Here is a 12157-nt window from a genome sequence, read left to right on the forward strand (position 1 = left end):
CCCTTGTGACTCAAGTCACAGGGGAACGTGAACAATTGAGTGGAGTTTCTGCGTTTTCCCTGTGCGTTTACTGAACGCAAGCTTTGTCGTTGTGTGCACATGATGCACGAACCGTCACCTCGTGGTCCCCCGGTCCTAGGACCCGGCTAGGGCCAGGGCCCGATGCGGCCCGTCCGGAGCGGAGATTAGCGTTCATGGCGTGCTGAACACCTCCTCCCCCACCGCCACAGCAGTCACCGGGCATGCTGAGGGGGTGAGCAACGACGAGTTCCGGGCCGCCATGTCCCGGCTGGCCGCGGGCGTGGTCCTGGTGACCGCTCAGGAACCGCCGCTGGACCCCGACGACCCGGACGCGCCCGGTGGCGAGGACGTCGGCATGACCGCGACGGCCTTCATGTCCGTCTCGCTGGACCCGCCGCTGGTGATGGTCAGCCTGCGCACGGGCTCGCGCATGGACGACCTGCTCGACGAACAGCCGCTGTGGGCGGTCTCGGTGCTGGCCGAGGGGCAGCGCCACATCGCCGGGCGCTTCGCCATGAAGGGCCGCATCAGCGACCGGCTGCTCTTCCAGGACCTGCCGCGGGTGCGCGGCGAGATCACCGGCGCACCGCTGATGGACGGCGCGCTGGCCGCCCTGGAGTGCCGCACCGAGCAGCGGGTGACGGCGGGCGACCACACCCTCGTCATCGGCCGGGTACTGACCGCGCGCGCACCGGGCGCGGAGGGCGGCCCGCTGATGTACTACCGCGGGCGCTACCGGCACTTGGGCTGACGGCCGCCGGAAGCGGGGTGGCCTAACCCCAGTCCCGCCCGGACCGGCCGCGCTTGCGCTCCGAGCGCTGCTTCTTCTCACGCAGCCGGCGCTCGTTGATGCCGCGGGGGATGCGGGTGGGGCGGCGGGGCTTGGGCGGGGGCGCGGTGGCCTCGGCGAGGAGGGCGGCGAGGCGTACGGCGGCGGCCTCGCGGTTGCGCCACTGGGAGCGGTGCTCGGAGGACCGTACGACGACCATCCCGTCCACCAGCCGCCCGGCCAGCCGGCTCAGCGCCCGCTCCTTCCACACCGGCGGCAGCGCCTCGGTGCGCGCCAGGTCGAAGCGCAGCTCGACCTGCGAGTCGCTGGTGTTGACGTGCTGGCCGCCCGGCCCGGAGGACCTCGAGAAACGCCACATCAGCTCGGCCTCGGGAAGCGAGACCGAACCGCGGATGACATGGGGACCGGACATGCCTCCCATGTTCCCGGCCCGACCCGTCCCACGTCACGCGGTTTTCGCCGGTGACGGCCACATGGGTAAAAAAGGTAAAGGGACCCGGAACCACCGGTACCCCCCTCGACGTTCTCCCCGGTGACGGTAGCTTCGTCGGCACAGATGCGCACGAATAACTAGGGAAGGGACTCCCAATCATGGCTGTAAGCCTGTCCAAGGGTGGCAACGTCTCGCTCACCAAGGAGGCTCCGGGCCTGACCGCCGTCACCGTGGGCCTCGGCTGGGACGTCCGCACCACCACCGGCACGGACTTCGACCTGGACGCCTCCGCCATCGCGGTCAACACGCAGGGCAAGGTCTACTCGGACGCCCACTTCGTCTTCTTCAACAACAAGCAGACGCCGGACAACTCCATCGTCCACACGGGTGACAACCGCACCGGCGAGGGCGCCGGCGACGACGAGGCGATCAACGTCAACCTGGCCGCGCTCCCGGCCGACGTCGACAAGATCGTCTTCCCGGTCTCCATCTACGACGCCGAGAACCGCGGCCAGAACTTCGGCCAGGTCCGCAACGCCTACATCCGCATCGTCAACCAGGCCGGCGGCGCCGAGATCGCCCGCTACGACCTCTCCGAGGACGCCGCCACCGAGACGGCCATGGTCTTCGGCGAGCTGTACCGCAACGGCGCGGAGTGGAAGTTCCGCGCGGTGGGCCAGGGTTACGCCTCGGGCCTGGTGGGCATCGCCCAGGACTTCGGCGTGAACGTCTGACGTACGGCGCGTCGAGCGGAAGCCCCCGGCCCGCGGCCCGGCCCGTGGGCAGGGGGCATCCCCGCCCCTGCCCGCGGGCACCCGCGAATCCGGCCGAGACGCCGCCACCCCGCGCGATACGTTGCCCGGGTGATCCTCGAACCCCTCGCCCTCACCGCCGATCATGACCTCCCGGCCCCGCTGCTCACCGAACTGACGGCGCTCTACGCCTCCAACCGCGCGTTCCACGCGCTCAGCGGCGACTTCCCCGACCCGGACGACATCCGGGGCGAACAGGTGGCGGCGGCGCTGGCCGACGAGCTGGTCCAGCCGGACGCCGAGGTGCTGCTGGCCCGGTCCGAGGGACGTCTGGTCGCCGTCGTGATCACACTGGCCCACCACCCCGACCCGGCCGACCCCGATCCGTGGATCGGGCTGCTGATGGTGGACGCGACCGAACAGGGCAAGGGTTACGGCCGCCGGGTCGCCACGGCGGTGGAGGAGCGCTTCCGGGCCGCCGGCCGCCGGGCCGTGCGCCTCGCCGTCCTCGACAACAACCCCGGGGCGCTGGCCTTCTGGACCGCCCTCGGCTACGAGGTCGTCGACCACCGCCCCGACCACGCCCTCGGCCGCCCCTGCGCCGTGCTGCGCAAGGTACTGCGGACACCCCGGCAGGCCGCCCGGGTCGCCGTCGTGGACCCCGACGGCGCGGTGCTGCTCTTCCGGTACGACAACGTCGAGGTCGGCGTCCACTGGGCGCTGCCCGGCGGCGGGCTGGAGCCGGGCGAGACCCCGCGCGAGGGCGCCCTGCGGGAACTGGCCGAGGAGACCGGCTGGACCGACCTGCTGCCGGGCCCGCTGCTGTGCACCTGGGAACACGACTTCACGCTCCCCCACTCTCGGCTCCGCTCGAGCGGGGGGACCCCCATCGGCGTCCCCGTGCACCAGCACGAGCACGTCTATGTCACCCACGGCCCGCACCGCGAGCCGTCCGGCCCCGGTCTGGCCGCCGCGCACGCCGCCGACGGAATCCTCACCTGGCGCTGGTGGAGCAGGCGGGAACTGGCCGAGGAGCCGGAGCCGGTCTGGCCGCCCGGCCTTGCCCGCACGCTGGACACGTGGGAGGCCGAGAGCGCGGTGGACCGCCCGGACCGCGAGGTGTGACGCCCGACGCCTCAAATCCGCTTGATGGATGGTGAGTTGAGCCCTCGACGTCCGTCCGGATAACGGTTCCCGGGGCACGGCATTCGGATAACAACACGTAAAGTTTTGTCGGCGCTCTGTCAAACAGAGCCTCCACGGTGTCACTCTCTCCGCACCCGCCGCAGCTTGTACGTCCCCTGTGCCCCAACTGTGTCTCCGGCCCCACCGGAGGCCAGCCATAAGGAGAACGAGTGACTCAGCACCCCCGCGCCTCCCGCAGGACCGCCATGCGCGCCGCCGCGCTGGCCGGCTCGGCGGCGATGGTCGTCCTCGCGCTGCAGAACGGTTCCGCCACCGCCGCCCCCACGCACACCCCCGGCGCCACGGCCGTCCCGCTCAGCGCTCCGGCCCGCGCCGCCGCCATCGAGACGGCTCAGCGGCACGCCGGTGCCGCGGCCCACGAACTCGGGCTGGGCGCCAAGGAGAAGCTGGTCGTCCGGGACGTGGTCAAGGACGCGAACGGCACCGTCCACACCCGTTACGAGCGCACGTACGCGGGTCTTCCCGTGCTCGGTGGCGACCTGGTCACCCACGTGGCGAAGAACGGCGCGCTCAAGGGCGTCAGCAAGGCGGCCAAGGCCCGCATATCCGTGCCGACCACCACGGCCGCCGTCTCCGCCACGAGCGCGAAGAAGGCCGCCGTCAAGGCCGCGGACACCGCGAAGGCCACCGCCTCGTCCTCCCGCAAGGTGGTCTGGGCGGCCGGTGCCAAGCCGGTCCTCGCCTACGAGTCCGTCGTCAAGGGCGTCCAGCACGACGGCACCCCGAGCGCACTGCACGTCATCACCGACGCGCGGACCGGCAAGAAGATCTACTCCTACGAGGCGGTCGACACCGGCACGGGCACCAGCCAGTACAGCGGCACGGTCACCATCGGCACCACCGCCTCCGCCTCCGGCGGCTACGACCTGATCGACGGCGGCCGCGGCGGTCACAAGACCTACGACCTGAACGGCGGCACCAGCGGCACCGGCACCCTCTTCCACGACGCCGACGACGTCTGGGGCAACGGCACCGTCTCCAACCGCCAGACCGCCGCCGTGGACGCCGCCTACGGCGCCGCCGTCACCTGGGACTTCTACAAGTCCGCGTTCAACCGCAACGGCATCGCGGGCGACGGCAAGGCCGCCTACTCCCGCGTCCACTACGGCAACGCCTACGTCAACGCCTTCTGGGACGACAGCTGCTTCTGCATGACGTACGGCGACGGCTCCGGCAACGCCGACCCGCTGACCTCGCTCGACGTGGCCGGCCACGAGATGAGCCACGGTCTGACCGCGGCCACGGCGAAGCTCAACTACCGGGGCGAGTCCGGCGGCCTGAACGAGGCCACCAGCGACATCTTCGGCACCGCGGTGGAGTTCTTCGCGAACAACTCCTCCGACCCCGGTGACTACCTCATCGGCGAGAAGATCGACATCAACGGCAACGGCACCCCGCTGCGCTACATGGACAAGCCGAGCAAGGACGGCGGCTCCGCCGACTACTGGTCGAAGTCCGTCGGCCGCCTGGACGTGCACTACTCGTCCGGTGTCGCCAACCACTTCTTCTACCTGCTGTCGGAGGGCAGCGGCGCGAAGACGGTCAACGGGGTGTCCTACAACTCCCCGACGTACGACGGCTCCACGGTCACCGGGATCGGCCGGGACAAGGCGATCCAGATCTGGTACAAGGCCCTGAGCACGTACTTCACCTCGACCACCAACTACGCGGGCGCCCGCACCGGCACCCTGCAGGCGGCGGCCGCCCTGTACGGCTCGGGCAGCGCGGAGTACAACGCGGTGGCGGCGGCCTGGAAGGCCGTCAACGTCAACTAGTCCCGCGTAGCGGGCCTTTGGCAGCCGGGCCGTCCGTCACGGGCGGTCCGGCTTGCCGTCTCCGTAGAGCCAGTCCTTCCAGATCCCGCCGAAGTCCTCGTCCGGGGCCTTCTTCTCCACGAACGCGGTGAACTGGGCGGTGTCGGCGGTGCCGTGGCGGTGGGCGGCGGCCCAGCCCCGGAGGATGTCGTGGAAGGCGTCGTCGCCGACCTTCCGGCGGATCTTCTGCAGCACCATGGCGCCGCGCTCGTAGACGGGGCTGCCGGAGATGTGCGCGGCGCCGGCCGGCCTGGCCGGCGGGAAGTCCCAGACGGCGTCGTCGTCGCCGTCGTACAGGTCGGTGAAGGTCTGCTGGGCGCTCCTGCCGCCGTGGTCCTCCTGGTACAGCCACTCCGCGTACGTCGCGAAGCCCTCGTTGAGCCACATGTCCCGCCAGCTCCTCGGGGTGACCGAGTCGCCGTACCACTGGTGGGCGAGTTCGTGGACGAGCGTGCCGGTGTCGGGGGCGCCGGGGAAGACGGGACGGGTCTGCGTCTCCAGCGCGTACTGGGCGTCCCCCGGGCGGTCGACGACCGCTCCGGCGGAGGAGAAGGGGTACGGCCCGAAGTTCTTCTCCTCCCAGTCGAGGATCTCCGGGATCTTCGCCAGGACGTCCTTGCTCGCCTTGGCCTGCGCGGGGTCGACGGCGGTGAGCACGGGCAGCCCGTGCGGCCCGGTGCCGCGGCCGATGTCGTAGTGGCCGACGGCGACGGTGGCCGCGTAGCTCGCCATCGGCTGGGCGGTGTGCCAGGAGTACGTCGTCCGGCCGCCCTTGCTGGTCCGCCCGGCCGGCTCCCCGTTGGAGACGGCCTGCAGGCCTTCGGGGACGGTGACCGTGATGTCGTAGGCGGCCTTGTCCGAGGGATGGTGGTTGCCGGGGAACCAGGCCATCGAGCCGACCGGCTCGCCGAGGCCGAGCGCGCCGTCGGCGGTGGGCAGCCAGCCCTCCTCGGAGCCGTCGGGGTCGGTGAGGGTCCGCGGGGTGCCGGAGTAGCGGACGGTGGCGGTGAAGGTCTCGCCGTCGCGGAGGTCGTCGTGGGGGCGGACGGTGAGTTCCTGGCCGGCGCGGTTCCAGCGGGCGTCCCTGCCGTCCACGGTGACCGAGCCGACGTCCAGCCCGTCGAGGTCGAGGTCGAAGGCGGTCAGGTCCTGGGTGGCGCGGGCGGTGATCACGGCCCGGCCGGTGAGCCGGCGGGTGCCCGGGGTGTAGTCGAGGGTCAGGGCGTAGTGGGTGACGTCGTAGCCGCCGTTGCCCGCCTTCGGGAAGTACGGGTCGTGCACGCCCGAGCCGCCCGGGGTGCCGTGGACGCCGCCGTCGCACGCGGTGCCCGTGAGGGCGAGCGCGAGAAGGCCGGCGACGGCCGGGACAAGGCGTGCGGATCTGGACATGTCAGCGATGCTACGGCGGCGGCGCGCACCGAGCGGGGGCGCGGTGGCCGGACGTGACACCATCTCCTGCGTGCTCGACATCGGCTACGCCCTCTCCAACCGCTTCCCGGACCCGCCGCAGACCGACTACCGCCGCGCGGACGTCCACGCGCTGCGGCACGACCTGTTCTGCGGGGACGTCTATCTCGCGGACACGAAATCGGACCGCGAGCTGTCCACAGCCTGGGGATGGGTGCCGGTGCTGGACTTCGCGTGGGCGCTGTGCGACATCGTGGAGCGGCTGGACCGGGATCCGATGGGCTCGCGTGCCTCCCGGCCGCAGCAGGCGGAGCTGGACTTCACCGAGTCCACCGACCGGATGCTCTTCGAGCGCCGTTTCGGCTGGGTGGACATCGAGGCCGACTGGATGCCGGCCGAGGAGGCCCCGCTGTCCTTCTCCCACGCCGAACTGCGCCGGGAGTCCCGCGACTTCCTGCACGACCTGATCGCCGACCTGAGCGATCTGCACGAGGACCTGTCGGAGAACCCGGCGATCTGGACGCTGCAGGCCCGCTTCCCCCGCGTGGCCTGAGCTCTCAGTCCTCCACCCTGATCCCCAGCTCACCCGCCAGCACCGGGGCCAGGTCCAGCAGCTGCCCCGTGCTGATCACGGCCCCCGCCAGCCGGTCCAGGCCCCGGACGATCTCCAGGGGCGCGGCCCCGCGCAGGTCGACGTCCTTCAGGGCCGCGCCGCCGAAGTCGGCCTCCTTCAGGGCGCAGCCGGTGAACTCGACCCGCTCCAGGCGGGCCCCGGCGAAGTCCGGCTCGACCAGGACGCAGGAGTCGAAGACGACGTCCCGGAGCCGGGCCTCGCGCAGGTTGAGGAAGTCGATCTTGCCGCCGCGGATCACGACCCGCTCCAGCACGGCCCCGTGCAGCTGGGTGCCGCCGAGCCGGGGGTCGATCAGCTCCACGTCCCGGAACGTGGCCTCGGCGAGGTCGGTGCCGACGCCCCGCAGGCCGCGCAGGACCGAGTCCAGCACGCGCGCGCGGCGCAGCACCGCCTCGTCCACCGCGCAGTCGGTCAGCGCGCAGTCCATGAAGCGGGCGCCGGCGCCGTCCTGCCCGGCCAGGTCCGCCGCCCGGAACTCGAGGCCGTCGTAGTCGCCGTCCGGCTTCAGTGCGCCGCCGTTCCAGGGCTCCAGGGGCGGCAGCCGCACCTCCGGCCGCCGTGCGCCCTTCACCCGTGTGCCGTCCGCGGCCGCCGCTCTTCTCGCCATGCCCCCATGCTGCACCGTGCCACTGACAACCGGGCCGGCCCGCGGGAGCGGCCCCGTGCGGCGGGCCCCAACACACGCGGATGCGATACCCATCGATTCATGGTGTTCTGACCAGATGGATATCGGCCGAAAGGGTGAGGCCCCGCCGGCGTCCGCAGTCGCCGGCGGGGCCGATCCCCACCGCTGGTGGGGCCTGGTCGTCATCGCCCTCGCCCAGCTGATGGTGGTCCTGGACGCGACGATCGTGAACATCGCGCTGCCCTCCGCCCAGCACGACCTGCACATGTCCGACGCCAACCGGCAGTGGGTGATCACCGCCTACACGCTGGCCTTCGGCGGACTCCTGCTGCTGGGCGGCCGGGTCGCCGACCTCGTGGGCCGAAAACGCACCTTCGTCATCGGGCTCATCGGCTTCGCGGCCGCCTCCGCGCTCGGCGGCGCGGCCACCAGCTCCGGCATGCTGTTCGGCGCCCGCGCCCTCCAGGGCGTCTTCGCCGCCCTGCTCGCGCCCTCCGCGCTGAGCCTGCTGACCACGACGTTCACCGACCCGCACGAGCGCGGCAAGGCCTTCGGCATCTACGGCGCCCTGGCCGGCAGCGGCTCGGCCATCGGGTTCATCGTCGGCGGCCTGCTCACCGAGTACCTGAACTGGCGCTGGTGCCTGTACGTCAACGTGCCCATCGCCGCCGTCGCGGTGCTCGGCGCCTTCGGCCTGCTGCACGACCGCCCGGGCCACCGCGAGGCCCGGCTCGACGTGCCCGGCGTGCTGCTCGGCTGCGGCGGACTCGTCGCGATCGTCTACGGCTTCGCCGAGGCCGAGCCGCGCGGCTGGAGCGACCCGCTGGTCATCGCCCTGTTCGCGGCCGGCGCGGTGCTGCTCGCCGTGTTCGTCCGGTGGCAGACCCGGGCGCCGAGCCCGCTGCTGCCGCTGCACATCATCCGGGACCGCAACCGCGCGGGCTGCTTCCTGACCATGATGCTCGCGGTGATCGGCATGTTCGGGCTGTTCCTCTTCATGACCTACTACCTGCAGGTCATCCTCGGCTACTCGCCGGTCCGGGCGGGCCTGGCCTTCCTGCCGCTGACCGCCGCGATCATCATCGGCTCCACCCAGATATCGGCCCGGCTGCTGCAGCGGGTGGCCCCGCGCCTGCTCATGGTGCCCGGCACGCTGCTGGCCGCCTCCGGGCTGCTGCTCCTGACCCGGATGACCGTCGGCTCCTCCTACACCGGCGAGATCCTGCCCGCGCTGATCCTGATGGGCCTGGGCATGGGCCTGACCTTCATGCCGGTGTTCGCCACCGCCACCGCCGGTGTGGCCCCGCGCGACGCCGGCGTCACCTCGGCGACCGTCAACACCTCCCAGCAGGTGGGCGGCTCGATCGGCACGGCCCTGCTCAACACCGTCGCCACCACCAGCAGCGCCGCCTACATCACCGCCCACCTGCGCGGCCCGGCCTCCAAGGCCGCGGTCGTCCCGGCGGGCGTGGTGCACGGGTACACGGTCGCGATCTGGTGGGCGGCGGGCGTGATGCTGCTGGCCGGCCTGGTGGCGGGCCTGATGGTGACCGCCCGGGCCCCGGGCCACGGGGCACCGGCCGAGACACCGGTGCCGGAGTCGGTGGGCTGAGCGAGTCGGCGGGCCGGGCGAGTCAGCGGGCCGGGCCGCCCAGCTCCGCCAGCGGCCCGTCGGTGAGCCGGTACACCGTCCACTCGTCCTGCGGGCGCGCGCCGAGCGCCTCGTAGAAGCCGATCGCGGGCCGGTTCCAGTCGAGCACCGACCACTCCAGGCGCTCGTAACCGCGCTGTACGCAGATGCGCGCCAGCTCGGTCAGCAGCGCCCGGCCGTGCCCGCCGCCCCGGGCGGAGGGACGGACGTAGAGATCCTCCAGGTAGATGCCGTGCACTCCGCGCCAGGTGGAGAAGTTCAGGAACCACAGGGCGAAGCCGACGCTCTCCCCGGTCCCGTCGTCCACGGCCATGTGCGCGAACGCCGCCGGCCGCTCCCCGAACAGCGCCTCGCGCAACTGCTCCTCGGTCGCCCGCGCCTCCTGCGGGGCCTTCTCGTACTCGGCCAGCTCACGGATCAGGGCGTGGATGACGGGGACGTCGGCGGGGGTCGCGGAACGAATCATGGGGGTGAGGCTAACCGGGCGCGTCCGGCCCGGTCACCCCGGTCAGCTCCGGCCCGCCACCCGGTCGGCCACCCGTGCCAGCCGGGAGGAACCGCTGCCCGGGCGGAGCAGTTCGCGCCGGTCGGCGGCGCGGTAGGTGGCGTACATGCCGTGCACGCCGAGCCAGCGGAAGGGTTCCGGCTCCCACTTGCGGACCTTGTGGTTCACCCAGGGCAGGTCCGTCAGCCCGGTGCGGCCGGCCTGGCGCGAGTCCTGCCGCACCAGGTCGCGCAGGGTGCGGGCGGCCAGGTTGGCGGTGGCGACGCCCGAGCCGACGTAGCCGCCCGCCCAGCCGAGCCCGGTGGACCGGTCGAGGGTGACCGTGGCGCACCAGTCGCGCGGGACGCCGAGCACACCGGACCAGGCGTGCTCGACCCGCACGCCCGCGAGGGCCGGGAAGAAGCGGGTCAGGATCTCCCGCAGGGCCTCGACGGTCCCGTCCTGGGTGCGGCCGTCGTTGTCGGTGCGCGAGCCGAAGCGGTACGGCACCCCGCGTCCGCCCAGCGCGATCCGGCCGTCGGCGGTGCGCTGCGCGTACATGTAGGCGTGGGCCATGTCGCCCAGCGTCTCCCGGCCGTCCCAGCCGATCGCCGACCACTGCTCGTCGGTGAGCTGCTCGGTGGCGATCATCGAGGAGTTCATCGGCAGCCAGGTCCGCCGCTGACCGCTGAGCGAGGCGGTGAAGCCCTCCGTGCAGCGCAGCACGTAGGGCGCGCGGACCGTGCCGTACGGGGTCACGGCGTGCTTGGGCCGGATCTCGGTGACCGGGGTCGACTCGTGGATGACCACCCCCAGCGCCTCCACGGCCGCCGCGAGCCCCTTGACCAGCTTCACCGGGTGCAGCCGGGCGCCGTGCGGGGTCCAGCTCGAACCCACCGCGCCGGCCACCCTGATCCGCTCGGCGGTCTGCCGGGCCCCGTACAGCTCGCGGTCCTTCTCGCCGAACGACAGCTCGTGCTCGTGGAAGGCCCGCAGCCGCGCCAACTGGGCCGGAGTGGTCGCCACTTCCAGCACCCCGCCCCGGTGCACACCGGCGTCGATGCCCTCCGCCTCGGTGACGGCGACCACCTCGGCCACGGTGTCGTTCATCGCCCGCTGCAGGCGTACGGCGGCCTCGTGGCCGTGCAGCTTCGCGTACCGGTCGCGGCCCGCGATCCCGTTGTAGAGCCAGCCGCCGTTGCGGCCGGAGGCGCCGTATCCGCAGAACTTCTGCTCCAGGACGGTGATCCGGAGGAAGGGGGCGGCCTTCTTCAGGTAGTACGCGGTCCACAGTCCCGTGTAGCCGCCGCCGACGACTACGACGTCGGCCGAGGCGTCCCCGGACAGCGGTTCCCGCACCGCGGGGAGGCCGTCGTCCGCGTACCAGAAGGAGATCCCACCGTTGACGACACTGGTTGCCGAGCTGCTCATGGCCGGGACGTTAACCCCTGGGAGCGGCCAGTGTCTCCTTCGGATTCCATGCTTTTCCGCGGCCGCTGACCAGCGGACGGCACGCGAGACCCACCAGGACGGACAGGAAGTGCCCGAAGTCGGTGAAGGTACGGCTCGCGGCCAGCGGCACGGCGTAGAAGGCGAGCAGGAACGCGAGGTACAGGTACCGCCAGGGCGCCGCGATCCGGTAGGTGAGCACCGCCATCACTCCGGCCAGCGCGTAACTCACCCCGATGTCCAGGGTGTTGACGGCGGAGCGCGGGGCGTGGCCGTCGTGGATCGCCTGGAGCAGGGCCAGTTCGCTGACCAGCGTGGCGAGCACGTGCGCGGCGACGCACACCGCGAGCCAGCGCAAGGATCCGAGCCAGCGCTCGGCCTGCGCGTGGAAGACGGTGTACAGCACGGCGTACGGCAGCCAGTGCCCGCTGTCGATCCACATCGCGCTGGTGATCAGCACCCGCAGCGGGTTCTGCGACAGCTCGTGGATGTTGGTCGAACGCTGCCGCAGGAAGTCCTGCTCGAACGCCGGTGACATGTGGTGCAGGGCGACGGTGGTGACGAACAGGATGGCCAGCCACACGTAGGCGCCCGGGGCGCTGCGCACATAGGCCGCGGCCGCCCGGAGCCCTCGCCGTGCGCGGATGACCCGGTCCACAACCGACAGTATGGTCGCCAGGGGGTTCGGGGCGCCTGGCGAGTCCGGCCACCGGCCCTCCGCCGGGCCCGGCGGGCGGCGTCCCCGCCGCTTCGCGGGATGCGCCGTCCGGGTGGCATCGCGGGGGCGGTGCCCGGCGGGGCCGAACGGGTCACCACCGGCCCGGGAACAGCGGCCGGCGTTCCCGGTCCCGGTCCGCCGCCCGCGCCGTTCCTGACACGCCGCCGGATGGC

12 protein-coding genes are annotated in these 12157 nt (G+C 72.2%); 6 read left to right on the forward strand and 6 right to left on the reverse strand.

Annotated features, from left to right (window positions below):
- Positions 1-202: 202 nt before the first annotated feature.
- Positions 203-772: a flavin reductase family protein gene (locus tag AB0924_RS30575; protein ID WP_366913119.1), complete on the forward strand. Its 570-nt coding sequence runs from the start codon at positions 203-205 to the stop codon at positions 770-772.
- 22 nt (positions 773-794) lie between these two features.
- Here the strand turns inward: AB0924_RS30575 and arfB are convergent, their stop codons facing one another.
- Positions 795-1232, reverse strand: coding sequence for an alternative ribosome rescue aminoacyl-tRNA hydrolase ArfB (gene arfB / locus AB0924_RS30580; RefSeq protein WP_366913097.1), 438 nt, complete (start codon positions 1230-1232; stop codon positions 795-797).
- A 170-nt stretch (positions 1233-1402) separates the two neighbouring features.
- On the opposite strand from arfB, the gene AB0924_RS30585 reads away from it, so the two are divergent.
- The 3 genes from AB0924_RS30585 to AB0924_RS30595 all read left to right on the forward strand — a co-directional run bounded on the left by AB0924_RS30585 (position 1403) and on the right by AB0924_RS30595 (position 4977).
- On the forward strand, positions 1403-1978 hold the full coding sequence (locus AB0924_RS30585; protein WP_061918604.1) for a TerD family protein: 576 nt from the start codon (positions 1403-1405) through the stop codon (positions 1976-1978).
- A 129-nt stretch (positions 1979-2107) separates the two neighbouring features.
- On the forward strand, positions 2108-3121 hold the full coding sequence (locus AB0924_RS30590; RefSeq protein WP_366913098.1) for a bifunctional GNAT family N-acetyltransferase/NUDIX hydrolase: 1014 nt from the start codon (positions 2108-2110) through the stop codon (positions 3119-3121).
- A gap of 266 nt (positions 3122-3387) precedes the next feature.
- Positions 3388-4977 carry a M4 family metallopeptidase gene (locus AB0924_RS30595; RefSeq protein ID WP_366913120.1) on the forward strand — a complete coding sequence of 530 codons (1590 nt, stop codon included), beginning with the start codon at positions 3388-3390 and terminating at the stop codon, positions 4975-4977.
- Between the two features lie 36 nt (positions 4978-5013).
- On the opposite strand, the gene AB0924_RS30600 is transcribed toward AB0924_RS30595, so the two are convergent.
- Positions 5014-6405: a M1 family metallopeptidase gene (locus AB0924_RS30600; protein ID WP_366913099.1), complete on the reverse strand. Its 1392-nt coding sequence runs from the start codon at positions 6403-6405 to the stop codon at positions 5014-5016.
- Between the two features lie 70 nt (positions 6406-6475).
- Here AB0924_RS30600 and AB0924_RS30605 point away from each other — a divergent pair, with 70 nt between their 5' ends.
- Positions 6476-6976, forward strand: coding sequence for a hypothetical protein (locus AB0924_RS30605; protein WP_358930938.1), 501 nt, complete (start codon positions 6476-6478; stop codon positions 6974-6976).
- Between the two features lie 4 nt (positions 6977-6980).
- Here the strand turns inward: AB0924_RS30605 and AB0924_RS30610 are convergent, their stop codons facing one another.
- The gene (locus AB0924_RS30610) at positions 6981-7664 is read right to left on the reverse strand and encodes a pentapeptide repeat-containing protein (RefSeq protein ID WP_358930678.1); all 684 of its coding nucleotides are present in this window, start codon (positions 7662-7664) and stop codon (positions 6981-6983) included.
- A gap of 115 nt (positions 7665-7779) precedes the next feature.
- On the opposite strand from AB0924_RS30610, the gene AB0924_RS30615 reads away from it, so the two are divergent.
- Complete coding sequence (locus tag AB0924_RS30615; RefSeq protein WP_366913100.1) at positions 7780-9294, forward strand: DHA2 family efflux MFS transporter permease subunit; 1515 nt, start codon at positions 7780-7782, stop codon at positions 9292-9294.
- 22 nt (positions 9295-9316) lie between these two features.
- On the opposite strand, the gene AB0924_RS30620 is transcribed toward AB0924_RS30615, so the two are convergent.
- Genes AB0924_RS30620 through AB0924_RS30630 form a run of 3 tightly spaced genes read right to left on the reverse strand, consistent with a single transcriptional unit; the run spans position 9317 to position 11924 of the window.
- Positions 9317-9799: a GNAT family N-acetyltransferase gene (locus AB0924_RS30620; RefSeq protein ID WP_358930674.1), complete on the reverse strand. Its 483-nt coding sequence runs from the start codon at positions 9797-9799 to the stop codon at positions 9317-9319.
- A gap of 42 nt (positions 9800-9841) precedes the next feature.
- Positions 9842-11248, reverse strand: a complete 1407-nt coding sequence (locus AB0924_RS30625; RefSeq protein ID WP_366913101.1) for an FAD-dependent oxidoreductase — start codon at positions 11246-11248, stop codon at positions 9842-9844.
- A 10-nt stretch (positions 11249-11258) separates the two neighbouring features.
- A complete protein-coding gene (locus AB0924_RS30630) occupies positions 11259-11924 on the reverse strand; it encodes a rhomboid-like protein (protein ID WP_366913102.1) in 666 nt (221 codons plus the stop codon).
- Between the last annotated feature and the right edge of the window lie 233 nt (positions 11925-12157).

The organism is Streptomyces sp. NPDC047869, assembly GCF_040704065.1.
Lineage (GTDB): Bacteria > Actinomycetota > Actinomycetes > Streptomycetales > Streptomycetaceae > Streptomyces.